The sequence below is a fragment of the Chryseobacterium sp. S90 genome, from assembly GCF_047444895.1.
In the GTDB taxonomy this organism is placed as follows: domain Bacteria; phylum Bacteroidota; class Bacteroidia; order Flavobacteriales; family Weeksellaceae; genus Chryseobacterium.
Map to the genome: position 1 here is coordinate 121,061 of NZ_JBLGCX010000009.1, position 22,604 is coordinate 143,664.

Annotated in this window: 27 protein-coding genes; 5 read left to right on the plus strand and 22 right to left on the minus strand. The window is 35.9% G+C overall.

Going from position 1 to position 22,604, the window contains the following annotated elements:
• Nucleotides 1–7: 7 nt before the first annotated feature.
• The 12 genes from ACLMCG_RS20395 to ACLMCG_RS20450 all read right to left on the minus strand — a co-directional run bounded on the left by ACLMCG_RS20395 (nt 8) and on the right by ACLMCG_RS20450 (nt 8,600).
• Nucleotides 8–973: an ADP-ribosylglycohydrolase family protein gene (locus ACLMCG_RS20395; RefSeq protein ID WP_413960972.1), complete on the minus strand. Its 966-nt coding sequence runs from the start codon at nt 971–973 to the stop codon at nt 8–10.
• Complete coding sequence (locus ACLMCG_RS20400) at nt 973–1,659, minus strand: SIR2 family NAD-dependent protein deacylase (RefSeq protein WP_413960973.1); 687 nt, start codon at nt 1,657–1,659, stop codon at nt 973–975. The genes ACLMCG_RS20395 and ACLMCG_RS20400 overlap by 1 nt, the downstream gene beginning before the upstream one ends.
• Nucleotides 1,656–2,240: a hypothetical protein gene (locus ACLMCG_RS20405; protein ID WP_413960974.1), complete on the minus strand. Its 585-nt coding sequence runs from the start codon at nt 2,238–2,240 to the stop codon at nt 1,656–1,658. Before ACLMCG_RS20405 ends, ACLMCG_RS20400 begins: the two co-directional genes overlap by 4 nt.
• On the minus strand, nt 2,237–2,746 hold the full coding sequence (locus ACLMCG_RS20410; RefSeq protein ID WP_413960975.1) for an O-acetyl-ADP-ribose deacetylase: 510 nt from the start codon (nt 2,744–2,746) through the stop codon (nt 2,237–2,239). The genes ACLMCG_RS20405 and ACLMCG_RS20410 overlap by 4 nt, the downstream gene beginning before the upstream one ends.
• Nucleotides 2,743–3,558, minus strand: a complete 816-nt coding sequence (locus tag ACLMCG_RS20415; protein WP_413960976.1) for a TIGR02452 family protein — start codon at nt 3,556–3,558, stop codon at nt 2,743–2,745. The genes ACLMCG_RS20410 and ACLMCG_RS20415 overlap by 4 nt, the downstream gene beginning before the upstream one ends.
• Nucleotides 3,548–3,976: an ADP-ribosylation/crystallin J1 gene (locus ACLMCG_RS20420; protein WP_223598157.1), complete on the minus strand. Its 429-nt coding sequence runs from the start codon at nt 3,974–3,976 to the stop codon at nt 3,548–3,550. Before ACLMCG_RS20420 ends, ACLMCG_RS20415 begins: the two co-directional genes overlap by 11 nt.
• A 66-nt stretch (nt 3,977–4,042) precedes the next feature.
• Nucleotides 4,043–5,113 carry an adenylosuccinate synthetase gene (locus tag ACLMCG_RS20425; protein WP_413960977.1) on the minus strand — a complete coding sequence of 357 codons (1,071 nt, stop codon included), beginning with the start codon at nt 5,111–5,113 and terminating at the stop codon, nt 4,043–4,045.
• Nucleotides 5,114–5,187: 74 nt separating this feature from the next.
• On the minus strand, nt 5,188–6,042 hold the full coding sequence (locus ACLMCG_RS20430; RefSeq protein WP_413960978.1) for a hypothetical protein: 855 nt from the start codon (nt 6,040–6,042) through the stop codon (nt 5,188–5,190).
• A gap of 2 nt (nt 6,043–6,044) precedes the next feature.
• On the minus strand, nt 6,045–6,380 hold the full coding sequence (locus ACLMCG_RS20435; protein ID WP_114819600.1) for a hypothetical protein: 336 nt from the start codon (nt 6,378–6,380) through the stop codon (nt 6,045–6,047).
• 79 nt (nt 6,381–6,459) lie between these two features.
• On the minus strand, nt 6,460–7,005 hold the full coding sequence (locus tag ACLMCG_RS20440; RefSeq protein WP_413960979.1) for a 2OG-Fe(II) oxygenase: 546 nt from the start codon (nt 7,003–7,005) through the stop codon (nt 6,460–6,462).
• Nucleotides 7,006–7,032: 27 nt separating this feature from the next.
• Nucleotides 7,033–7,575 (minus strand): NADAR family protein, encoded by a 543-nt coding sequence (locus ACLMCG_RS20445; RefSeq protein ID WP_413960980.1) that lies wholly within the window; start codon nt 7,573–7,575, stop codon nt 7,033–7,035.
• A 329-nt stretch (nt 7,576–7,904) separates the two neighbouring features.
• A complete protein-coding gene (locus ACLMCG_RS20450) occupies nt 7,905–8,600 on the minus strand; it encodes an NrtR DNA-binding winged helix domain-containing protein (protein WP_413960981.1) in 696 nt (231 codons plus the stop codon).
• Between the two features lie 123 nt (nt 8,601–8,723).
• Between ACLMCG_RS20450 and ACLMCG_RS20455 the strand changes: the two genes are divergently transcribed.
• Nucleotides 8,724–9,368, plus strand: coding sequence for a DUF1579 domain-containing protein (locus ACLMCG_RS20455; RefSeq protein ID WP_413960982.1), 645 nt, complete (start codon nt 8,724–8,726; stop codon nt 9,366–9,368).
• Between the two features lie 52 nt (nt 9,369–9,420).
• Here the strand turns inward: ACLMCG_RS20455 and lepA are convergent, their stop codons facing one another.
• The 5 genes from lepA to ACLMCG_RS20480 all read right to left on the minus strand — a co-directional run bounded on the left by lepA (nt 9,421) and on the right by ACLMCG_RS20480 (nt 14,152).
• Entirely contained in the window at nt 9,421–11,217 is a 1,797-nt protein-coding gene (gene lepA / locus ACLMCG_RS20460) for a translation elongation factor 4 (RefSeq protein WP_047422022.1), read from the minus strand.
• 184 nt (nt 11,218–11,401) lie between these two features.
• Nucleotides 11,402–12,427: a hypothetical protein gene (locus tag ACLMCG_RS20465; RefSeq protein WP_413960983.1), complete on the minus strand. Its 1,026-nt coding sequence runs from the start codon at nt 12,425–12,427 to the stop codon at nt 11,402–11,404.
• 96 nt (nt 12,428–12,523) lie between these two features.
• Nucleotides 12,524–13,033, minus strand: coding sequence for a hypothetical protein (locus ACLMCG_RS20470; protein ID WP_413960984.1), 510 nt, complete (start codon nt 13,031–13,033; stop codon nt 12,524–12,526).
• A 6-nt stretch (nt 13,034–13,039) separates the two neighbouring features.
• Nucleotides 13,040–13,582 (minus strand): hypothetical protein, encoded by a 543-nt coding sequence (locus ACLMCG_RS20475; RefSeq protein ID WP_413960985.1) that lies wholly within the window; start codon nt 13,580–13,582, stop codon nt 13,040–13,042.
• An 18-nt stretch (nt 13,583–13,600) separates the two neighbouring features.
• Nucleotides 13,601–14,152: an RNA polymerase sigma factor gene (locus tag ACLMCG_RS20480; protein WP_047377935.1), complete on the minus strand. Its 552-nt coding sequence runs from the start codon at nt 14,150–14,152 to the stop codon at nt 13,601–13,603.
• A 181-nt stretch (nt 14,153–14,333) separates the two neighbouring features.
• On the opposite strand from ACLMCG_RS20480, the gene ACLMCG_RS20485 reads away from it, so the two are divergent.
• The 4 genes from ACLMCG_RS20485 (at nt 14,334) to ACLMCG_RS20500 (ending at nt 18,880) form a co-directional block, all read left to right on the plus strand.
• The gene (locus ACLMCG_RS20485) at nt 14,334–15,083 is read left to right on the plus strand and encodes a Rossmann-like and DUF2520 domain-containing protein (RefSeq protein ID WP_223598168.1); all 750 of its coding nucleotides are present in this window, start codon (nt 14,334–14,336) and stop codon (nt 15,081–15,083) included.
• The gene (locus ACLMCG_RS20490) at nt 15,073–15,591 is read left to right on the plus strand and encodes a KdsC family phosphatase (protein ID WP_413960986.1); all 519 of its coding nucleotides are present in this window, start codon (nt 15,073–15,075) and stop codon (nt 15,589–15,591) included. Before ACLMCG_RS20485 ends, ACLMCG_RS20490 begins: the two co-directional genes overlap by 11 nt.
• A gap of 6 nt (nt 15,592–15,597) precedes the next feature.
• Complete coding sequence (locus ACLMCG_RS20495) at nt 15,598–16,161, plus strand: Maf family protein (RefSeq protein WP_413960987.1); 564 nt, start codon at nt 15,598–15,600, stop codon at nt 16,159–16,161.
• Nucleotides 16,162–16,309: 148 nt separating this feature from the next.
• A complete protein-coding gene (locus tag ACLMCG_RS20500; protein ID WP_413960988.1) occupies nt 16,310–18,880 on the plus strand; it encodes a tetratricopeptide repeat protein in 2,571 nt (856 codons plus the stop codon).
• Between the two features lie 81 nt (nt 18,881–18,961).
• On the opposite strand, the gene tsaB is transcribed toward ACLMCG_RS20500, so the two are convergent.
• The 5 genes from tsaB to ACLMCG_RS20525 all read right to left on the minus strand — a co-directional run bounded on the left by tsaB (nt 18,962) and on the right by ACLMCG_RS20525 (nt 22,568).
• On the minus strand, nt 18,962–19,636 hold the full coding sequence (tsaB, locus tag ACLMCG_RS20505) for a tRNA (adenosine(37)-N6)-threonylcarbamoyltransferase complex dimerization subunit type 1 TsaB (protein ID WP_413960989.1): 675 nt from the start codon (nt 19,634–19,636) through the stop codon (nt 18,962–18,964).
• Nucleotides 19,637–19,715: 79 nt separating this feature from the next.
• Entirely contained in the window at nt 19,716–20,465 is a 750-nt protein-coding gene (locus tag ACLMCG_RS20510; RefSeq protein WP_413960990.1) for an SDR family NAD(P)-dependent oxidoreductase, read from the minus strand.
• A gap of 77 nt (nt 20,466–20,542) precedes the next feature.
• Nucleotides 20,543–20,914 (minus strand): YraN family protein, encoded by a 372-nt coding sequence (locus tag ACLMCG_RS20515; RefSeq protein WP_413960991.1) that lies wholly within the window; start codon nt 20,912–20,914, stop codon nt 20,543–20,545.
• Between the two features lie 41 nt (nt 20,915–20,955).
• Nucleotides 20,956–21,885 carry a S66 peptidase family protein gene (locus ACLMCG_RS20520; protein ID WP_413960992.1) on the minus strand — a complete coding sequence of 310 codons (930 nt, stop codon included), beginning with the start codon at nt 21,883–21,885 and terminating at the stop codon, nt 20,956–20,958.
• The gene (locus tag ACLMCG_RS20525) at nt 21,882–22,568 is read right to left on the minus strand and encodes a LysE family translocator (RefSeq protein ID WP_047422033.1); all 687 of its coding nucleotides are present in this window, start codon (nt 22,566–22,568) and stop codon (nt 21,882–21,884) included. The genes ACLMCG_RS20520 and ACLMCG_RS20525 overlap by 4 nt, the downstream gene beginning before the upstream one ends.
• Nucleotides 22,569–22,604: the final 36 nt, after the last annotated feature.

Genomic DNA, 22,604 nt, shown 5'->3' on the forward strand with positions numbered 1-22,604 from the left:
TTGTGTTTTAATTCATTAATTTTTGGTGTAATTTCTCACACAGTGCTTCAATATCATCCTTTCTCACCAGCTCAGCAATCCATTCCTCAGGAATATTTTCAAATCCATAATAAATTCCGGCAATTCCCCCTGTAATGGCTCCTGTCGTATCGGTGTCCTCTCCGAGGTTGACTGCCTTCAAAACTGCTTCAGAATAGCTTTCTGAATTGAGAAAACACCATAGAGAAGCTTCCAGGCTGTGAAGGACATAGCCAGAAGAACTTATTTCCTCCTCCTGCAAAGTATGCAAAGGAGCCAAATCATATTCTCCTACTTTTAATTCTAAAATCCGATGGAATTTATCCATTTCGTTTTGTGAACAAATAGGATTATAATCCAAAAATTCCCGAACTGTTTTCTGCATTATCCTATATGCCTCCCATTTATCTTTTCCTTTTAGAATTTCTAAAGCAAATTCCAAATAAATAAAACAGGCTAAAATTGCACGGATATGTCCATGTGTAATAGAAGAAACTTCTTTTATAATATCAAAGCGTTTCTCAATAGGAAAATCTTTAATGTAAAATAATAATGGCATGATCCGCATTAAAGAGCCATTTCCATTATCAAATTCCGAATTGCCACCGCACAAAGTAAGAGAAACACCTTTTCCAATTCTATAAATTGCTTGTGAAGTTGCAATACCTATATCAAAAACCCTTCCATGAGGGGTCCAAATTTCTGCACTATACCATTGCAAAAACTTCAGAGCCATATTTTCAAGATTATACCCGTTACACAAACTATCTGCAAGACATAATGTCAAAGAACCATCATCACTCCATGTTCCTGTAGGCTGGTGATGAGTCCCCAAAGCGCGCATTTTAGTAACAGGAGAACGCTTAAGTTGTTCTCTACTCCTAAATTCTACAGGAACACCAAGAGCGTCACCTATGCAAACACCCATGATTCCTGCTTTTACTTTATTTTTCATCAGGCAAGGTTTACCAGTTTATCGAACAATAATTTCATTCCCTGGGTTGCAGTTTCTTTCATGACAACAGCTCTCTGTCCGTATCCAAACCCTGTTTCATTAGGATTGATAACGATTAAAAGACAGTCATCTTTAATATCATGAATCAATCCAGCTGCAGGATACACCTGCAAAGAAGTTCCGATTACCAGCAGAATATCAGATTCTTTCACAATTTCTCTTGCCGTTTGATATAAAGGAACATCTTCTCCAAACCAAACGATAAAAGGTCTTAATTGAGCTCCATCTTCTGCTTTATCACCGATATTGATGTCCTCTTTTTGGTCATAGATCAGGTTTTTATCGTTGCATGAACATGATTTGAACAGTTCTCCGTGAATATGAAGAATATTAGTAGATCCCGCTCTTTCGTGTAGGTCATCAATATTCTGGGTAATAATCTGAACATCGAAATGTTTTTCCAGCTCGGCCAGTAAGTGATGAGCTTCGTTGGGTTGTACTTCATGCAGCTGGCGTCTTCTCTGGTTGTAAAATTCAAGAACCAGAGCTCTGTCTTTTCTCCATCCTTCCGGACTTGCCACATCCGTTACATTATGATTTTCCCAAAGACCGTCTCCGTCTCTGAAAGTTTTTATTCCGCTTTCGGCACTGATTCCGGCGCCGCTTAATATGGTTAGTTTTTTCATTGGTTTTTAATTTTTTCTATTAAGACTTGGAGTGCAACAATAATCAACACAGTTACAATAAAAGGCGCCAACAGAATTCCTAAAAGAATATTTCCTATTTTTTTAAGTAATCTTGATCCAAATTTCTTTTTCGTTCTCTCATTGATAAAATCTACAAAATTTTCTTTATTTGTAAGCTCTTTTGCATATCCCCGCCAGTCATAATTTATAATGAAGTCTCCAAAAGCATATAGATCAGGAGATTTTGGATCAGATAAATTGAAAAAATAAAAAGTTTCAAAATCCTCACCAATCAGAGGTTCATATTCTATATTATATTGGAAACAAAACAGGCTTTCAGTATTCAATAAATTTCTTTCGTTAAGAGCTTCTTTTAATTGTTTTTGATATTTTTTCAGCTTTACAATATCATGCTCCACAGGAAAAACATTTGATCTTCTACCTGCATTCTGAAGGTAATAAATATAGGTTTCAGGAAACTGTATATTCAATTCTTTCTGAAGAAGAGCAATTTCCTCATTTGCCAATCCCACATTAGGATCTTCAGAATGATCTACAAATCTGAAATTATTTTTTTTCACTGCTGTAAAAGATTTTTGTAAATCATTTCATTTTCATCATCAAAGCAAACAAAAATAACTTTCTCAATGATATCTGACTTAAAATTTCTGACCTCATCTACCGCAATCATTCCTGCCAGTTCTTTTGGAAATCTATATATTCCTGTACTGATATTAGGAAAAGCAATGGTTTTCACACCAAGACTTTCTGCTAATTTCAACGAATTATGATAACAGTCTGCCAAAAGTTTTGATTCTTTTTCTGCACGACCATTCCAAACCGGACCTACGGTATGAATGACATACTTTGCAGGAAGATTTCCTGCAATTGTTACTACAGCTTCACCAGTATTACATTTGCCCTGTCTGTTTCTAATCTTTTTGCATTCTTCTAATATCATTGGGCCTCCTGCTCTATGAATGGCTCCGTCAACTCCTCCTCCACCCAATAAGGAAGAATTGGCGGCGTTGACAATTGCATCAGCTTGTATCTTTGTGATATCGCCTTTTATTAACTCAATTTTCATAGAATTTCTTCAAATGGCTTCAGCACTTCTTCTTTTTTCGTCATAACTGCAAAAACCACTTTTTTAAATTTATTTTTATACTTCCCATGAAGATGTTTTTTAAATAATCCCGCAATTTCTTTTGGATCATTTCTAAACACTCCACAGCCCCATGCACCCAGGATTAACACCTCATTTCCTTCATGTAAAGCCAACGAAAGCATTTTATCCATTCTGACATCCATGGCAGGCAGAATTTCATTTTCTCTTTCCGGTTCCTGACGTTTTACCACACCAGCATTAACTGCCGGAGAAGTAATGAAATTGCACAGAACCGGGTTAGGCAGCAACTCTCCTTTGTCTTTCCTAAAAACCGGAACTTTCGGGCTGTAAATCATTGTGTCTGTATAAAAACAGGATTCCATTGCACGGTGAGTCGTGTAATAACCCCAGGCCTGAAGCAGACTTTCATACAATCCGGAAGTTCTTGCCAGGCTTTCTTCCTGTGCTTCCGCACCATTGATAAAGCCTCCTCCGGGATTTTTTGCCGAAGCGAAGTTCAGACACATGAGTTTTTCCTGGTTTTCTTCTTCAGCCAATTCTAAAATTGCTTTTAAAGAACTGCAGTTTCTTGTTTCAAACTGTGTTTCAAAAGTAGTTTCCAGCATTGAGGATTCTACCATTTCTGAAAGCTGTTCCGGAGTGAAAAGAGCCGTTTCTTTTTTACTGATTTCCAGCTCGTTTTCTATATTTATTTTCTCGTTATGTTCGTTGATATAATATTTTTTGGCGAGGATATCTAAAGTATCTTTTGCCATTCCTTTATTGGTCATTGTTAGTTTTTTTTATGTTTAACATCAAGCCTTCCAACTCAGTATTTCCGGCTTTCTTAAAATCATCTCCTATAAATACTTTGGTTACCTTGATATCTCCTACAATCGCCTCATTAAAACTGTTCAGTTCTTCGGAAGGGACCCATAATTCATTGTGGTTCCTGGCTCCAACATTTTGTGCAGGATATTGATCCGCTACTTCTTCCAACACCTCAAACCGGGTTACAAAACCAAGATAATTTCCGGCTTCGTCTCTGGTATTCCATTTTTCAGCAATCTCAGAAGCATATTCTTCATTGAGAACAGGGTAAAAAATAGGCTGCCATTCCAGTCTTGGAGGAAATTTTTTAAATCCGCTTTCTATAATCAATATCATTTCTTTTTCTCCTACCGGTCTGTATAATGTTGTTGTTTTCATCTTTATTTTCTATCATTAAATATAAAATTAATGCTTTTATTTCTGAGTTGTTATCTTTTATTAAAACTATAAAATCTGCTTAAAATCTTTTGAATAAGGAGAATAAGATCCATATACCGCATCAAATTCCACATCAAGATTTTCTACTTTAAATTTTTCATCAATCTGATCCAGACAGGTAACAACAAGGTTCTTTTTACTTGAAAATACATAGGCTGCATCCAGTTTTAAAGCATAATTCAACAGGTTATAATCTATTTCTCCTGTTCTTAACTCCTTCTGATATTCATTAAATGTACAGGTTTCTTCTTCATTATTTCTGAGATTCATTTCTTTTTCGTTGCTCATCCAGCCGTTTCCATGTCGGGTTGAATAACTTCTTGTGACATAAAACATTTCAATATCTTCAACTTTTAAAAGCTTACAGATTTCGCAGGCATTTTTTGAAGTGGTATAAGCATAGGTTACATTGGGAAAAACGCCATGATCCATATCGAGTAAAATACCCTGGCTCCCTTCAAAAATAAGATGATTGAATGAAGCAAGCCAGGTATAATCATTTATTTTCCAATCAATGCTGTCAACAGCTTCTAAAAAAGGATGTAAAAGTTCATCAACTTCTTTTTCATCTACAAAACCGTAATAATAAGCGATACCTTTTAGCTTTTCCATCAGCATTTCTCTCGGCGCAATCAGATCTATGGCAAACAATTTATAAGGGCTTTCGTACCTTTTCATGGTTGCTCCTATTCCTTTTCCGCAGGTTCCGTGTTCCAGGTTTCTTGCATTCGTTCTGTTCTGCCAAACGTCAAAAGGAGTAGTAACCTTTGCCAGTGGATGAATATGAAGTTCAATATTTCCGTTCTTTGCTTTTAGTTCTTCTCTCTCATTGAGCAGAAAAACCGGATGAACAGTGCAATGTTCTGTAAAATAAGAAGGTAATCCACGAAGAGAACCGCTTGCAAAGCTTGAATGGACATGCTTTCTATCATCAATCATCACTGTATGAGCAGCCTGCTGACCTCCTGAAAACCGGATTACCACCGCCTCCGGATTTTGAGAAGCCAGAAAATCTGTAGTGATCCCTTTCCCTTCATCACCAAAACCAAGTCCTATTACTATTTGCGCCTTTTTCATGTCCTTTTTATTTTTTGAAAGCTTTTGCCAATATTATTTGTGCTTCTAATTTTCCTGATGGCAATTGCTCTGTTTTAAAGCATTTTAAATTGATCCAAACCTTCTGTTCCTGTTGTTCCAAAGGTTGAGTTTTTAAATCTATCGCAGATGATTCCTTTAATAACATTCGGAATTTCTCTGTGATCTTCTATAGAGATACAATTTTGCCCTAATAAATCTCTCCATCCTCTGTCTGCTCTCAATGCCTGATCTGAGTGCAAAACACTGATATGGTATACTTCGTATTTCTTTTTTACTTCTTCGAGCAACTCGAGATGGGTATAGGTTTGCTGTCCTTTTCCCATAATTTCTCTGATTGCGGAAGCAGGAAGTATCTTTAAACAAGGCTCATCTCCCACGGTAAACAGCAATCCTTTTTGTTTTCTTTTTTCAAAGGCATCTGTTCTGGTATGGAACGCTGCAAAATACCATGCTAACAGATAGCTTTCTCCAGCATTTCCTCCTCCTCCGGATTCAATATAGGTGCGGGTAAGCCACATATCCAGTTCTGCATCTCCAGACTCAAACTGTCCCACCTGAAGCGGGTAACCATCACATTCATGGTCTCCGATTCCAAGAAAGAGTAAAGCCGGATCGGGAACGCCTCCCTGAATAATTCCCCCCATCAGTTTAGGTAAGCCGTCTCTGATCAGTTCATGAGGGATATGTCCCATACTTCCTGTAACATCCAGTCCTAAAATAATGGGAACTGAGTTAGGATGAACTTCCGAATCTCTGGATTCTCTGAAAGAAATTCCGTGAGGATTCATGGATTCGTGGGCCATTCTTTTCGAATTCTGGGTGAAAATTTCTCCCGCGGATTTTGTTCCGTAACCTGCTTTTCTTGCTCTGTCATAACGAGCGTCTAAATCATATCTTGTACTTCCCATGACTATAGTGTTTTTCCAAATAAATATTCAAATCTCTTTTGGGTTACTTCAAGCTGAATATTCAGATTTCTGATTGTTAATGATAATTCCATGTCTTTCTGAACGAATGCTTCGGGATTGAAATCCGCAAATGTCAGACTGTTTCTGTCCAAAGGACTGATATCAATAAGCCCTTCCTGTTCGCGCTCAAGTCTTTTGATTTTTAATTCGATATCTTCAACTCTGCGTCTGTAAATCAATTCGGAATCTGCTCCGATGATCTTTGCTCTATCCTCTCTGATCTGATCATTATTTCTTTGTAATGATTCGATAAATCTGGGCTTTAATTCATCTTCCATAGACCAATATATTTATTTGTGTTGATATTACGCTAATTAAACAAGACATAGTAATGCCTTCTTTTTTAAAGGATGGCTATTACCTGGAATACATGATATCCGTTCTTAAAACATACTTTATTCCACTAATCAAGGTCTTTCCTTCATGTCTCAAAGGGTGATGAAAAATAAGAGCTGTTCCTTTCTTCGGAGCCACTGTAAACAGATTTTCAAATTCTGTTTCTCCTCCTTCAAAATCATCATTCAGGTAGATCATAAAGGTGTAAAAACTTCTTTCTTTTTCATTTCGGATATAGCTTCCATCCCTGTGCATTTTGAATTGCTGACCTGGAGCATATTTATAAACCCTTAGCATTTCATTAAAGTTAAGAATCTGATATCCATCGTGTTCCTTAGGTAGAAATTCGGATGCTTTTTTAAACAGATCTTCAGCCATTGCTTCATCAAAGATCATCAGCCTGTCATTATTTCTGACTCCTTTATTCATCTGCTGGCGTCCAAATACATTAATTTTTGCTTCTTCAAAAACTTTTTCCTGTGAGAGATTGATATAGTGATCGCATTCTGTTTCGGTCAAAAAATCTTCAATCAGAAATATCTGTGGGTGCAGTTCTATTTTTTCCATGATTCCTATTTTGTGTTGGTGTTGTTTTTACTTTCTTAATTGGTCTCTGACTTCCATCAAAGCAAATCCTAAGAGATTTTCTCCGTTCCAGAGCAGAGGATTTTCTGCTCTGCTATCCGTTTCCAGCATTCCGATACCCCAGATTCTGTCATACGGACTTGCTTCTACTAGAGTTTTATCTCCGGTTGACAAGAGAAATTCTTTAAATTTCTGATTTTGAGAGAATTTCAAAAGATTTCCCTGGGTTACAATTTCGTATTTATGTTCATCCCAAAGTTTCGGATCAAAGTTTTTTACTTTACGTCCTAAAGCTTTTGCCTGGTTGGGAGTAGCGGCCTTTAAGATTTCTTCTTCCGTTTCAGGATCATTAAATAATCTTGCTTTTCCTGCCATCATATAATGTTCTGCTGTTTTATATATGATCCCGTTTTCTTCAAATTTTCCAGGAAACCATTGACTGAAGCATGATTTGGTTACAACGTCCTTTGCCGTATGCCCCCAGAAAAAGAGAAACTTTATCCTTTCTTTCTTCTGAAAACGTTCTGTAATATTTTGTATGGTGTATTTCATGATTGCGTTATTTCTACACAAATTTAAAATATTATCAGTCTTTGCTCCAAATTTATTTGTGTTAATTTTACGCTAATACATGTAATTAATTGATTTACAGATATAAAAATTTAATTTTATAAAATACAAATAACACAAATTTTTATCACAAATGGCACAAATCTTTAGTGTGTTTAGCCTAAGCCGATGGAATTAATCATAAAAAAACGGGCTAAAGCCCGTTCCTATTGAATGTGTTTTGATGAGTTTATTAAAGTATATATGTTAAGCTCCAATATATTTGTGAACATTAGTGCAGAATTATTAGTGAAATTAGTGTTTGAAAACAACTATTTAATTTCAAAATAAAAACCCTGTTCTTCCAGCTCTTGATATTTTTCTTTATTGAAAGTAAAAAGCTTTCCGGGTCTTCCGCTTCCTTCCTTTTTAACGTTGTTGGTTTCATTCAGAAGTCCGTAGCTCATGATTTTCTTACGGAAATTCCTTCTGTCGATTTCCTGTCCAACAATCGTTTTATACAGGTTTTCAAGGTCTGAAAAGGGAAATTCTTCATTGAGAAGATTGAAGCCGATCGGCTGGTATTGAATTTTGGTACGAAGTCTTTTTAGCGCAGTCTCAATGATTGTTTTGTGGTCAAATGCCACTGAAGGAAGTTTATTAATACTAAACCATTGTGCATCTTCCGCATCAGAGTCTGCAAACAGTTCATGATAAGATGGATTCACAAGGCCCAGATAAGCTATAGAAACGACCCTATTTCTCGGATCACGACCCAGATTACCAAAGGTATAGAGTTGTTCCAGAAAATCAGGTTTTATGCCTGCTTCTTCATAGAGTTCTCTTTTTACTGCGTCATCTACACTTTCATCATCAAGAACAAGTCCTCCGGGCAGTGCCCAGCCACCTTTAAAAGGTTCAATATTTCTTTTAATCAGAAGAATCTGAAGATCTTTTTTATCAAAATATCCGAAAATAACGGCATCTACAGCCACTTTTATATCCTGTAATTTTTTTGGAGACTCCATAAATTAATTTGCGTTACGAATACACAAAGCTACGATTTATGCTCAAATTAAAAAATAATTTCGGTTATAATAAAAGTTCCTATCTTTAAGATATTATTCTAACCATCTTAAAACTAAATTATTATGAAAAATGTATTAACAATTCTTTCTGTTGCTTTTTTATTAACAGCATGTGAAAAAGGAAAAACAACAGCTGCCAATGGTTCTGATAAAACAGATTCTACTGCAGCAAACTCTGAATGGAAACCTGTAGATTCTGCAACAGCTATGAAAAACTGGACGGAATATGCCACTCCCGGGGAAATGCAGAAAATGCTGGCAAAATCTGATGGGAACTGGAACGGAGAAACTACCATGTGGATGGAAAATGGAGGAAAACCTATGGTAAGTAAATCCGAGGCTACTAATAAAATGATGTATGGCGGGCGTTATCAGATTACAAACCACAAAGGAAATTTTATGGGAATGCCTTTTGAAGGGATGAGTATTGTAGGATACGACAACGCAAAGAAGAAGTTTGTCAGCACATGGATAGACAATATGGGAACCGGAATCATGCATAGCGAAGGAGACTGGAATGCTTCCACAAAATCAGTTGAATTTAAGGGAAAAATGACGGATCCTTCAAGACCTGGAAAGGATTGTGATTTCAGAGAAGTTTTCACATTTGTAGATGATAATAATCAAAAGCTGGAAATGTACGGCCCTGATTCCAAAACCGGAAAAGAATACAAAACAATGGAAATAAAATATACCCGTAAAAAATAAATCAAGAAATAAAAAAACCGCTTCAGATGAAGCGGTTTTTATTTATAATGAATTAGTCATTTAGCTTTAATACAGCCATGAAAGCTGACTGTGGTACTTCTACTCTACCAATCTGCTTCATTTTCTTCTTACCTTCTTTCTGCTTTTCCAATAGCTTACGCTTTCTGGAGATATCCCCACCATAACATTTTGCAGTAACGTCTTTTCTTAAGGCCTTAATAGTTTCTCTTGCGATTACTTTAGTCCCTAATGCCGCCTGAACAGCAATATCAAACTGTTGTCTCGGAATCAGTTCACGAAGCTTTTCACACATCCTTTTACCGATATAATAAGCATTAGAATCGTGAATCAATGAAGACAATGCATCTACCATATCACCATTGATCAGGATATCCATTTTTACAAGCTTGGAAGCTCTGAATCCGATCGGGTGATAGTCGAATGAAGCATATCCTTTAGAGATTGATTTTAATCTGTCATAGAAGTCGAAAACAACCTCAGCAAGTGGCATATTGAAAATCAATTCAACTCTTTCTGATGTCAGATAACTTTGGTTAACGATCTCACCTCTTTTTTCAATACATAAAGTCATTACGGCTCCAACAAAATCAGATTTTGTAATGATTGAAGCCTTGATGAAAGGTTCTTCTACTCTATCCATCGTTGAAGGGTCCATCATTTCTGATGGGTTGTTGATCAGAATCGGAACTTCAGGTTCTTTTTTAGTATATCCAAAATAAGATACGTTCGGTACTGTAGTGATCACGTTCATATTGAACTCTCTGTCAAGACGTTCCTGAACAATTTCCATGTGAAGCATTCCTAAGAATCCGCAACGGAAACCAAAACCAAGAGCGGCAGAACTTTCCGGCTCAAAAACCAGAGAAGCATCGTTCAGTCTTAATTTTTCAAGGGAGAACCTCAGTTCTTCAAAATCCTCAGAATCAATCGGATAAATACCGGCAAATACCATTGGTTTTACTTCCTCAAATCCATCAATCGGTCCATCAGCAGGTTTTTCAAAAGAAGTAATGGTATCACCTACTTTTACTTCACGGGCATCTTTAATCCCGGAAACCAGATATCCTACGTCTCCACATTGAATTGTTTTCTTTGGAACCTGCTTCAGTTTTAGTGTACCTACCTCATCAGCTCCATATTCTTTTCCGGTTGCAAAAAATTTAATCTTCTCGTTTTTAGAAATGCTTCCATTTACTACTTTGAAATAAGCTTCAATTCCTCTGAATGGGTTATAAACCGAGTCAAAAATCAAAGCTTGAAGTGGTCCGTCAGGATTTCCTACCGGTGCAGGAATTCTTTCTACAATCTGCTCCAGAAGATGATGAACGCCTTCTCCTGTTTTCCCAGAAACTCTTAATACATCTTCATATTCACATCCGATAAGATTCATAATCTCATCGGTTACTTCTTCAGGATTTGCAGACGGAAGGTCAATTTTATTCAGAATAGGAATAATTGTTAAATCATTTTCCAATGCTAAATAAAGGTTACTGATGGTTTGTGCCTGAATACTCTGTGCAGCATCTACGATAAGAAGAGCACCTTCACAGGCAGCAATAGAACGGGATACTTCATAAGAAAAGTCAACGTGTCCCGGTGTATCAATAAGGTTTAGAATATATTTTTCTCCTTTATACTCATAATCCATCTGGATGGCGTGTGACTTGATGGTAATCCCACGTTCTTTCTCCAAATCCATATCATCAAGCGTCTGAGACTGAAGTTCTCTTTGGGTCACCGTATTCGTGTACTCCAATAGACGGTCTGCCAGGGTACTTTTACCGTGGTCGATATGAGCGATTATGCAAAAATTTCGTATGTTTTTCATTTAAGAATCTTGTAATTTGCAAAGATAAGAAAATGAAAGTGAATTTATCACACATAATTTATAAGCATAAATTAACTTATCATTCAACTTAAAAATATTAAATCAAAACTCTTTCGCCCACTTATTTTATCAATGAAAATTTGAACAGAAAAATTGTATTCAAAATCCAAAAACGGAATTATTTTTACTTTGATCTACCAAAATTTTCTGGTAAAATATACTCCCCTGTGAGTGCATCAATTCCAACTCTATAATACTTTGCATTCTGTTTGCGGGCTTTTGAAGAAGCAACATCTATTACAGCACCTATTATACCGCCTATTATACCAAAAGAGGCTGCTCCTGCAATGGTCATTGTATTATTCTGTGGAAATAACTCCTCTTCGGATGCCATTATAAAGAAACCATTATTGTCTTTTTCAATTTCAATGAGACTTGTGGGTGTTTTTTTATAGGCAAGCCCATTATCAACAACTGCAAAAACTTCTCTGCTTAAATTATCATAATCATCAACTCTTTTCACTCCTTTAATTACCCCGTCTTTATTCTTTCGTACCATAAGCTCCTTATCCGGCTTTTGCATCGCAAATGATTCATAATCTTTATAAACACCATCTGTAAAAGACTCTGAACTAAAAATTGGCAATTTTCCAGATATTACCTTTTCATAATTTTCCATATCCGTCTCAGAAATTGGAATATTCAACTCTTTTGTATCGTAAGAATCCTTTATTATATTAGAAAATTCTGCTGATATACTGGCAGCTATTGCTCTTGTAATATAAGCGTGATCTTTCTGTTGATAATCTTTTGAAATTCTATTTTTTTTAAGAAAATAATATTGATTATTTTTTTTAAGAAAAGTTGCTATCCGCATCTCCAAATGCCCCTTAATTGATCTTTCTGTTGGTATATCTTCAACTTTTAAATGCTCCAGCATAAAGAAATATTGATTACTTCCACGCTCTTTATTATATTCTATAAACCAGTCTGAAAATAATTTTTCCAGATCATCCTTTTCAAATTTTACTTCATAGGGATCTTTTCTATGAGATACAATTCCAATGAATTTATCCTCTCTTCTGTCAAGTAATGTAAGAGATTCAGCAGTATGATTTTTATCTTTTATACTCTTTCTGAGCTCTATAAATTGATATTTTTGAGCAGAAATAAAGATAGGGAACAGGAAAAATAAGAGTCTTTTTTTCATATTTGTTTTTCAACAAAATTAAAAATTTTGATAAATAATTAAACGGCTCTCACAGAAAGATCTGTAAGAGCCGTCCAACATTAAAAAAATAAACTATTATGGGTTCTGTTTAGGTCCCGAAGCATTATTATGTCCATGAGGGTTTCTTTCATCCATCTTATCCTTCATCATTTTCTCAGATTGAAACAGCTTCAGAACTTTCTGGCAGGGAATTACCTGCTGCATTTTTTCAGCATATTTTTTTCTGTTATCCAACAGTTTTTGTCCTACTTCAAAGCTTTGCTGTAATTTAGCTTTTGCTTCTTCATCCGTTAGAGTTTCAGGATCAAAGCTTGAATTAAACTGACTTTTTATTTGCTTCTGGCTATCCAGATATTCGTTATATAATTGTGTAAATTCGGCTTTATCACCCGGATCGACATTCAGATTATCCATAATCATATTGTTCCTGAATTTCTTCAGCAAGTCTTTTCTCTCTTCCGGAGAAAGATTATTGATGACTTCTTTCCTCTGCTTAGGATCCATCTTTTTCCAGTCGTAATCAGTTCTTTGGGCATTTAATCCAAAGCCATAAATAATCAAAAACGTCAATAATATCTTTTTCATTTTCTTTTAATTATAAATATCCAAATAAACGTCCTGAGTCGAATTACTTGCTAACTCTGCAATTTCAGAGTTAGAAAACGAGTCCAGATATTCATTCATTCGTGTTTCTTCTTTTTTCTTCACGGCTTTCACCGGTTTGGGTGTATCAATTGTTTTTTCAGTTTCGTTTACACTTTTATAAGCATAAACATCATTACTCTTTTGATTTTCAACTGTTTGATTATTATTTTCAACAGAAGTTAAATCAGATTTTAAAGTTTCGTAAGCAAGTTCACCTTCTGTTTTTGGCTCTTTGGTACTGGCAGCATATGTTGTTTCAGAATTCAATCCTTTCTGAGTAGAATCATTATCCGAATTGAAAACATAAGTTGCACCAAAGATCAAAGCCAGTGATGCCGCTGCAGCATACATCCAGTTCAGCTTAAAGACAGGTGCTTTTTTACTTGTCTTTATATCATTCATAACGTTCTCCTGAATATTTTCAAACATATTATCAGGAACTGTGTAAATGTTCTTACGCTCTAATTTTTCTATGTCGAACTCTTTCATCTTTGTTGGGATCAAAAATTATCTTTCGTAATTTTCTTTAATATAATCTTCTATTTTTTGTTTGGCATAATGATAATTCGTTTTCAAAGTTCCTACTGACATATCTACAATTTTTGATATTTCTTCGTAGGGTAAATCATCATAATACCGCATCATAAATACCAGTTTCTGCTTTTCAGGCAGGCTTTGTATAGCGCTCTGCAGCAAAATCTGTATTTCTTCGGCATCTCCTTCCGTATTGTCAGCTACAAGATTCTGCATGTGATACTCCGGATCTTCATCAGTTTTCTGCATTTTCTTCATTTTGTTTACCTGCTGTAATGCTTCGTTGGTTGCAATTCTGTACAACCAGGTATACAGCTGGCTATCATTTTTGAACTGATGAAAATTTTGATAAGCTTTTATAAAAGTTTCCTGCAAAGTATCCTGTGCAAGATCTCCGTCCACAATAATTCTTCTTATGTGCCAGTACAATCTGCTTTGATAGGCATCCATCAAGGCCCGGACTCCTTTATCCTGGGTCCGTGGATTCTGCATCAACGAAATAATCTCCGCGTCCTTAATCTTCATAAGATGCCTTACATTGTTTTGGATTACAAAAATAACTGAAAGTTAAATTAAATCTTCAATTTTCAATTAAATATTTAAAATAATATGAGACACTTACGCAATAAACGTGCCTATATTTAAGTACAGGATTTCTGAGCCCTTGTTCCTTTCCCGGCTCAGCTTAAAATCTTATATTTGTTATATGCAAATTGTAATTATCGGTTCCGGAAATGTAGCCTATCATATGGCAAAAGCTTTTACTTTGAAAAGCATTCCCCTGGCCCAGATTTTTGGCAGGAACGAAAAAGAATTAAGTAAAATTTCAGAAGAATTGAACATTCCTTATTCCACAGATCATCTGGAGGAAGCGGATCTTTATATCATATGTGTAAGTGATCATTCTGTAGAAGAAGTTTCAAAGATCATTACCAAAAAAGATTCTTTGGTTGCCCATACTTCAGGATCGCTTCCAAAAGAAGTTTTGTCTGGTGAATACAGGAAAGCCAGCTTCTACCCTTTACAGACCTTTTCAAAATCAAAAGAACTGGAATATGAAAAAATTCCGTTTTTTGTAGAAGCTGAAAATGAAGAAGACCAGAAAATATTGCTTGACCTTGCTTCACAGGTTTCAGAGAAAGTAATGGAAAGCAGCCACGAAAAAAGAAAATATATTCATTTGACAGCTGTTTTCGCCTGCAATTTTGTGAATCATCTTTTTTCCAGGGCTAAAGAAATTTCGGATTCTCAGGATATTCCGTTTGATTATTTCTTACCATTGATTGATGAAACGGTTCAGAAAATTTATGAAATTGAACCTAAACAGGCACAGACCGGCCCGGCAGTGAGAAATGATGTAAGAATTTTACAGCTGCATGAACAGTTATTAAAAGACGAAAGTCTTGAAATTTATAAAACAATGAATCATTCTATTCAGAAAATGTATGAGTTATAAAGAGAAATTAAAAGATATTAAGGCATTTGTATTTGATGTTGACGGAGTTTTCACAGACGGAAGTGTTTATCTGCTTCCCGGAGGAAATATGTGCAGGGTAATGAATGTTCTGGACGGATATGCAGTAGTGAAAGCATTAAAAAATAATTATCTGATCGGAGTGATTACCGGAGGAAATGATGAGATGGTAAAACATAGAATCAATTATCTGGGTATACAGGATTACTATCCGAAATCCCACAACAAAATAGAGGATTTTGAAGATTTTAAGAAGAAACACAATCTTAAAAATGAGGAAATCCTGACCATGGGTGATGATCTTCCGGATATTCATATTATGGAAAGTTCAGCTATTGCGGCATGTCCTGAAAATGCAGTTCCTGAGGTAAAAGGAATCTCCAATTATATTTCCCCGAAAAAAGGAGGAGCCGGAGCAGTACGCGATGTGATTGAACAGGTAATGAAAGTTCAGGGCAATTGGCATGATGATAACACTCAATCTGTATAATACGGTATGAAATTACTTTTAGCATCTCAATCACCAAGAAGAAAAGAGCTTCTTTCAAGCCTGGGTTTCGAATTTGAAGTCGTAAAAATAGATTGTGAAGAAATTCTTCCGGAACATATAAAAATAGAAGAAGCTGCAGCTTATCTGTCTGATTTAAAAGCAGATGCTTTCAGACGTCTGGAAGGTGATGAAGTTCTGCTGACTGCTGATACTGTTGTGGCTATTGATAATCAGATTCTTGGAAAACCTAAGGATGAAGCTGACGCATACAAAATGCTTCAGAGTCTTTCCGGAAAAACTCATCAGGTTTATACGGGAATCACCATCAAAACGGCTAATAAATCCATTACAGAAACGGATGTTGCTGATGTCACTCTTGATAACCTCTCTGATGAAGAAATAAACCATTACATTCAAAACTATAAGCCTTTCGATAAAGCGGGAAGCTATGGTATTCAGGAATGGATGGGAATGGCAAAGATCACAAGTCTTACAGGAAGCTTTTATACAATTATGGGACTTCCTACCCATCTTGTCTACAAAATATTGAAAGAAACCTCCCTGATTTAAAAATTATTAAGGTTCTCAATATCGATTAAAGAAGAAATAAAATGTTTCCGAAAGAAATATAAATATTATTCATTATAAAATTTTATTATTTTTACAAAATCAGCAAACCGCTGATAATAAAAAGCAGATTAGCGAGTTATATTGAATAATGAAAAAGAATATATTGTTCCTTTTAGTGATATGTCTCGTTGCTTCCTGTGCTACCAAAACAAAAAAGCCGGAGCAGCGATCAAAACTATTGAAAGGATTTTCCACATATTACAACACGCTTTTTAATGCGAAAGATGCATTAAACAGTGAATTTACAACCAGAGATAAAGGGCATAAGGACAATTTTTATGCACCTTATATTCCCATTCTTACCTATGAAGAACAGCCTTTGGGAAGTGATCTCGGACAGTCAGAAGCTTTTGCTGAAAATTCCATGAAAATGGCTGAAGTAGCCAACAGACCTTCAGGAAGAGGAAATTCCGGAGTTCCCAATATACCGGGAGGACCTCAGGGAAATGCCCCTGCAAGACCTGACGGTGAACAAGGTAAAGGAGCTACTACTCTAGAAATTGCAGAAGCAAAAGCTTTAAAAGCGATTAATAAATATTCTGTAACCAGAAACGGTGAAGAGAAAAACAAACAGATTTTTGATGCTTATATGATTCTTGCCCAGGCGAGAATTTATAGAGGAAAATCCCTGGAAGCGCTGGATGCTCTGAATTATGTGTTTACTCACATGAAAGATGATAAAAGGATTGCACTGGCAAGAATTTATCAGGGACTTGCTTATAATCAAATCAAAGATTATCACAGGGCTCACGAGACTTTTGCTAAACTGAAAGGAGAAGATATCAATAAGAGCTATGCAAAACTGCTGAGCATTTACTACTCTGAATCTCTGCTGGATGCAGGTAAAAAGGAAGATGCAGCCAAAGAGCTTGATGATGCTTTTGAACTAAACAGCAACAGAAAACTAAAGAGTAGAATTGCTTATCTGAGAGGCCAGGTTTTAGAAAATCTGAATCAGAATGATAAAGCAAGAGAAAGCTATACCGCAGCGTATAAATATGCCAATGATTTTGAATTTGAAGTAAAATCCCAGATTGCCATTGCCAAAACTTTTAATGGTAAAGGTGACTATGCAGGAGCTAAAAACTATCTGGAAGGCATCAGTAAAAAAGGGACTTACGGTTCCAGAAAAAATGAATTTTATTATGCTTTAGGTTTAATGGCCAATAAAGCAGGCAAAAAAGATGAAGCCCAGCAATTCTTCAGAAAATCGTTGTTTGAAAAGGTTTCTGACCCTCAGATCCGTGGATTGGCTTATTATGAGATAGGAAAAAGCTACCTGGAGAAAAATGATTATATCGGAGCCGGAAGCTATTATGATTCTGCACTTGCAGTAATGACTTATGAGCCGTCAAAGATTTTATTAAAGGATCAGTCTGAATACATTAAAAAGATTTCCAAAAATTACTATCTGATTAAAAAGAATGACAGTATTCTTTCATTGGCAAAGATGAACGACGGTCAGAAAACAGACTATTTCACAAAATATATAGCCAAATTAAAGATTAAAGAAGAAAAAGAAGAACTGGAAAGAAAACGTGCAGAAAGAAGCAAAGGATTTGATACCGGAGACTACAGCGCTAATTCTATTTTTGCCAATAGTTCTAATGCTTTTGAGGATTTCGGAGTGACTACCAAAGGATTTTACTTTGGAAATACAGGAACTGTAAGCAAAGGAACCTCTACCTTTAAACAAGTTTGGGGAGATCGTGCTCTTGCCGATAACTGGCGTTTTTCAAAGAAAATGGCTTCTATTGAAGATATGAAGAATGAAGCGTTGGGAGTTACTTCAGCACCTAATCCAAGACGTTTTGAACCTTCTTACTATATTGAACAGATTCCAACAGATCAGGGTAAATTATCCCAATTGAAAAAAGACAGGGATACTGCTTCTTTAGGTCTGGGAATCATGTATCAGAACTATTTTACCAACACTCCCCTGGCGACAAAAACGCTGTATGATCTTGTAGATGTAAAACCGGAAGAAAAGGTAATGCTACAGGCATTGTATGAGATTTTTGCCATGAATTATGAGAAAAATCCACAGGCATCTGAAAAAGCAAAACAAATTCTATTGACGGATTATCCTTACACTTCTTATGCTGAATTTGCCAGAAACCCTAAAAACAAATCGTTCGTAAAATCAACGGAAGAAGTTGAAAATGAATATAAAAAAGCTTATGCCTTATATGAATCTGAAAAATTTGCAGAAAGTAAGGAAGTGATCGATCAGGCGCTTCAAAAATTCCCTAAGGATGCATTGGTTCCTAAATTATACCTGCTTAATGCATTTAATGCTGGAAAAGCCAACGGAAAGGAAGTAATGATTCTACAGCTTGAACAGATTGCCCTGAATTATTCTAAAACTCCTGAAGGTATAAGGGCTAAAGAAATGCTGGTGTATCTGAAAAGTGACCTCAGCTTCCAGGCAACGGATAATAAAGGAAATGCTGTTCCACAACAACCAGGAGGAGCACCCGTACAGCCTAATGCCCAGAATACAGGCGTTCCGCAAATGAACAATGGAAAAAATATCAGTACACAAACCCTGAATATGGATCCTGCTCCACAACAGGGAAATCCTGCCCAGCAACAGCAAAAAAATAAGAAACCAGCAGAAACGAAACCAGCTTCAAAGGCACCGCCAAGACCTCAATAAATAAAAAAGCGAAGATGTACTCTTCGCTTTTTTTATGCAGTTGCTTATTCTTATCTACTACTCTGTCTAATCTAATAAATATTACGAGCCCTTTTTCTTTACTCCATGGAAATCTTTCAGATAGAAAGGCTCAAAATAAGCCATATCTTCAAATTCTTTATTCTCTATTTTTTCCAATGTCTTTGTGATAAGATATTTTGCAGAAGGATAAACAGTCTCGTTAAAAACAGCATCAGGAAGATTCAATATATCTTTTGCCTTTTTTGCACCGTCTCCTACAAACAATACTTTTTTATCTTTAAATTCTTCAAAAGAAGTTTCGTCCAAAATCTTGGCTTCGGTCTCAGATAATTCTTTTCCCGTACTACCGTCATAAACGGCTGTATACACCTCCATTCTTCTCGCATCAATCAAAGGTACTATAAAGTCATAATTAACGCCTAAAAAAGGCTCTATCATGCTTTCAAGGGAATTTACAGCAATCAGGGGAACTTTAAGACCATAGCAGAATCCTTTTGCAGAGGCTGCACCGATCCTTAATCCTGTGTAAGAGCCGGGACCTTTCCCCAAAGAAACAGCTTCAATATCTTTAAGAGCAATCCCCGCTCCTTCCAATGCCCATTCCACATAGGTATGAAGGCTTTCAGATTGTTTATAGTTTTCAGAAACTTCTTCACACACACACAGCAGTTTTTCATTGTCTGATACCGCTACTGAACAGTTTTTAGATGATGTTTCCAGATATAGAATTTTCATTTTTTTGTTTTAAGCTAAACAGCAAGATTGCAAAAGCAAAATCGCTTTAATATTCTGCAAATTTAGTCCATTATTTTGACTATTTTCTATAAATCGTTCTCGGTTCTGCCTGGGCACTTGGGTAGATGGTCATATCTGAAACAGTTACGTGTTTCGGAGCATTCACACAGTAAGCAATGGCATCGGCAATATCTTCTGCTTTCAGGGCTTCATAGCCTGCATATACCGTTGAAGCTTTCTCACTGTCACCTTTGAACCTTACCAAAGAGAAATCTGTTTCTACAGCTCCCGGCTGAATATTGGTTACTTTGATTCCAAATTCGGTAAGCTCCAGTCTCATTCCTTCTGAAATAACATCTACTGCTTTCTTCGTTGCACAGTACACTACTCCATTGGCATAAGTCTGTCTTGCTGCTACAGAACTGATGTTTACTATATGACCTAAATTTTTAGTTTTCATAGTCGGAATGATCATTTTAGAAACATAGAGCAGTCCCTTTACATTTCCGTCAATCATAGAATCCCAGTCGTCTGTCTTACCAGTCGAAAGAGGATCCAGCCCATGGGCATTTCCTGCATTATTGATCAGAACATCAATACCTTTCCAATTTTCAGGAAGCGAGTTAATAGCGGTTTCCACTTCTTCAAGATTCCTTACATCAAATAATAAACTAAATATTTCGGTATATTGAGAAAGCTCTGTTTTTACAGTTTCCAAAACATCACTTCTTCTTCCGCAGATAATAATTCTGTTTCCCTGTTTTGCAAGAAGCTCTGCAGTGGCTTTGCCTATTCCGGAAGTTGCTCCGGTGATTAATACTGTCTTCATAAAATTATTTATTAACGATATGAATGGAATACTTTATTAAGAATATAATTGTTCCTTCATACATTGTTATTGATTTATTAATTGGCATCCAACGCCTGAAAAGCATCGACTATGTGATCAACTTTTAAGTTTCTGCTTTCATCAGGAAGCACAGAGATAATATCAAATCTGACTTCTTTATCTTTATTAAATTCTTCGAGATAATAATTAGCAGCAGAAACAATTGATTTTATTTTTGTTTTGGTTACAGCTTCCTGAGGCAGCATAAAAGCATCAGTAGACCTTGCTTTCACTTCCACGATAATAATCAGATTATCTTTTTCAGCAATGATATCAATTTCGTTGTGTTTAAAACGAAAGTTTCTGATAAGGATTTTACAACCGTTCTTTTGAAGGTAATCGGCTGCTATATCTTCTGCTATTTTTCCTAAATCGTTATGATCAGCCATATCTTATATTTAAGAGTTTGGAGATAGGAGAGTGGTATTTTTTAAAATTCGATCTTTACTTTAGTTCCAACCTTCATTTTAACTTGCCCACCAATTAAAAGCGGACGGTTATCTTTAATATGTCCATTCGGGAAACCAAATACTACAGGGAATTTATATTTTGAAATTCGTTCCGAGATCAGTTTATAGGCAAATTCATCAAAGCTTTCTTCATAGCTTTTATTTTCCTTTTCGTCTCCCATATTGGTCATACCACCGATGATAAGTCCTTTGATTTTACTGAAAACTCCTGCCAGCTCAAGACTCATGATCATACGGTCCAGTGCATAGAAGTTTTCTCCGATATCTTCAATAAACAGGATTTTGTCTTTAAAATCAAAAGAAAATTTGGTTCCTAAAAGGGCATAAACCAGGGCTAAATTCCCTCCGATTAATTCTCCTTCAATATTCCCTTCTTTATTGAATTGATGTGATTCAAGGCTGTATTTTGGCGTTTTCCCTTTTAAAATATCAAAGATCAGATCATAGCTTTCATCAGTAACTCCGAAACTTGATGTTTTGATGGTCTGCCCGTGAATGGATACGAATCCTTTTTTCAACAGATAGCTTTGTATAACCGTGTTATCAGAATACCCGATGTACCATTTAGGATTTTCTGTAAAACCTTTCATTTTCAGATGCTGAATCAGGTGTTGGCATCCGTAGCCTCCTCTGGAAGCCCATACCGCTCTGATCTCTGTATCATTTAAAGCCCAGTTGATATCTTTTATTCTTTCCTGTTCTGTTCCGGCATAATTATATCCGTTTGAAAATCTTGTGTAGAGATGTTCCCCAAGAACGGGCTCAAAACCTCTGCTTTTAATCATTTCTATTCCCTTTTCCATTTGAGAGGCATCTACCGCTCCTGCAGGGGAAATAACAGCTATTTTGTCACCTTTTTTAAGGGACTTTGGAAAGATTATTTTTTTCATTCTGTTTTTTGATATTTTACTTCTTTCTTTTCGGCTTCCTCCAGCTGTCTTTCAAACTGATTGAACTTTTTGAAACTCTGCAGGAAGATAAAGAAACTGAAGATAATAAGAATACAGCCAACAACTCTTCTGATTTGGTTGGCCAGTTTTTGTGTTAATTTATCGTGAAATTGCTTGGCAAGAAATATTTTGGCAAGATCTATTGAAAGGTAAGTGCCCAATACGATCCCTATATATAAAATAAAACTGCTGGTGTCCGGATATTGATTTCTCACAGAAATTACCGTTACCAGCCAGAAAAGAATAACTCCTACATTTAAAAGATTAAAGAAAAAGCCATTGAAAAATGTTTTAATATAATTTTGGCCAATGATCTTTTCTTCGCCGGGCAAATGCATCTTGGTCTTGGTCACCAGCATCACAATTCCATAAACAAAAATAAGAATGGAAGTGATCCTGTAGAAACCGGGATGTTTATCAATTAAAGCTACAATATCTGTACTGGCATAATATGCTGCTACAATACATAATAAATCTGCAGTAATAACTCCAAGATCCAATGACAAGGCATGTCTGGGGCCTCTGGAAAAGCTGGTTTCAATTAACAGGAAAAATATAGGTCCTATAAAAACCAGGCTCAGCATGAATCCTAATATGATCGCCGATAGTACAAGTTCTAGCATTTAATGTGTTTTAAAATGAATAAAATTCATTTCGTT

What these genes read in the sequence shown, in the direction of transcription:
- ACLMCG_RS20465 (WP_413960983.1), bottom strand. Translation starts at nt 12,427, where the DNA reads ATGAAAAAAAGACTCTTATTTTTCCTGTTCCCTATCTTTATTTCTGCT.
- ACLMCG_RS20495 (WP_413960987.1), top strand. Translation starts at nt 15,598, where the DNA reads ATGAAATTACTTTTAGCATCTCAATCACCAAGAAGAAAAGAGCTTCTT.
- ACLMCG_RS20475 (WP_413960985.1), bottom strand. Translation starts at nt 13,582, where the DNA reads ATGAAAGAGTTCGACATAGAAAAATTAGAGCGTAAGAACATTTACACA.
- ACLMCG_RS20485 (WP_223598168.1), top strand. Translation starts at nt 14,334, where the DNA reads ATGCAAATTGTAATTATCGGTTCCGGAAATGTAGCCTATCATATGGCA.
- ACLMCG_RS20515 (WP_413960991.1), bottom strand. Translation starts at nt 20,914, where the DNA reads ATGGCTGATCATAACGATTTAGGAAAAATAGCAGAAGATATAGCAGCC.
- lepA (WP_047422022.1), bottom strand. Translation starts at nt 11,217, where the DNA reads ATGAAAAACATACGAAATTTTTGCATAATCGCTCATATCGACCACGGT.
- ACLMCG_RS20395 (WP_413960972.1), bottom strand. Translation starts at nt 973, where the DNA reads ATGAAAAATAAAGTAAAAGCAGGAATCATGGGTGTTTGCATAGGTGAC.
- ACLMCG_RS20410 (WP_413960975.1), bottom strand. Translation starts at nt 2,746, where the DNA reads ATGAAAATTGAGTTAATAAAAGGCGATATCACAAAGATACAAGCTGAT.
- ACLMCG_RS20490 (WP_413960986.1), top strand. Translation starts at nt 15,073, where the DNA reads ATGAGTTATAAAGAGAAATTAAAAGATATTAAGGCATTTGTATTTGAT.
- ACLMCG_RS20500 (WP_413960988.1), top strand. Translation starts at nt 16,310, where the DNA reads ATGAAAAAGAATATATTGTTCCTTTTAGTGATATGTCTCGTTGCTTCC.
- ACLMCG_RS20510 (WP_413960990.1), bottom strand. Translation starts at nt 20,465, where the DNA reads ATGAAGACAGTATTAATCACCGGAGCAACTTCCGGAATAGGCAAAGCC.
- tsaB (WP_413960989.1), bottom strand. Translation starts at nt 19,636, where the DNA reads ATGAAAATTCTATATCTGGAAACATCATCTAAAAACTGTTCAGTAGCG.
- ACLMCG_RS20520 (WP_413960992.1), bottom strand. Translation starts at nt 21,885, where the DNA reads ATGAAAAAAATAATCTTTCCAAAGTCCCTTAAAAAAGGTGACAAAATA.
- ACLMCG_RS20420 (WP_223598157.1), bottom strand. Translation starts at nt 3,976, where the DNA reads ATGAAAACAACAACATTATACAGACCGGTAGGAGAAAAAGAAATGATA.
- ACLMCG_RS20480 (WP_047377935.1), bottom strand. Translation starts at nt 14,152, where the DNA reads ATGAAGATTAAGGACGCGGAGATTATTTCGTTGATGCAGAATCCACGG.
- ACLMCG_RS20450 (WP_413960981.1), bottom strand. Translation starts at nt 8,600, where the DNA reads ATGGAGTCTCCAAAAAAATTACAGGATATAAAAGTGGCTGTAGATGCC.
- ACLMCG_RS20400 (WP_413960973.1), bottom strand. Translation starts at nt 1,659, where the DNA reads ATGAAAAAACTAACCATATTAAGCGGCGCCGGAATCAGTGCCGAAAGC.
- ACLMCG_RS20430 (WP_413960978.1), bottom strand. Translation starts at nt 6,042, where the DNA reads ATGGGAAGTACAAGATATGATTTAGACGCTCGTTATGACAGAGCAAGA.
- ACLMCG_RS20470 (WP_413960984.1), bottom strand. Translation starts at nt 13,033, where the DNA reads ATGAAAAAGATATTATTGACGTTTTTGATTATTTATGGCTTTGGATTA.
- ACLMCG_RS20440 (WP_413960979.1), bottom strand. Translation starts at nt 7,005, where the DNA reads ATGGAAAAAATAGAACTGCACCCACAGATATTTCTGATTGAAGATTTT.
- ACLMCG_RS20425 (WP_413960977.1), bottom strand. Translation starts at nt 5,113, where the DNA reads ATGAAAAAGGCGCAAATAGTAATAGGACTTGGTTTTGGTGATGAAGGG.
- ACLMCG_RS20455 (WP_413960982.1), top strand. Translation starts at nt 8,724, where the DNA reads ATGAAAAATGTATTAACAATTCTTTCTGTTGCTTTTTTATTAACAGCA.
- ACLMCG_RS20525 (WP_047422033.1), bottom strand. Translation starts at nt 22,568, where the DNA reads ATGCTAGAACTTGTACTATCGGCGATCATATTAGGATTCATGCTGAGC.
- ACLMCG_RS20445 (WP_413960980.1), bottom strand. Translation starts at nt 7,575, where the DNA reads ATGAAATACACCATACAAAATATTACAGAACGTTTTCAGAAGAAAGAA.
- ACLMCG_RS20415 (WP_413960976.1), bottom strand. Translation starts at nt 3,558, where the DNA reads ATGACCAATAAAGGAATGGCAAAAGATACTTTAGATATCCTCGCCAAA.
- ACLMCG_RS20435 (WP_114819600.1), bottom strand. Translation starts at nt 6,380, where the DNA reads ATGGAAGATGAATTAAAGCCCAGATTTATCGAATCATTACAAAGAAAT.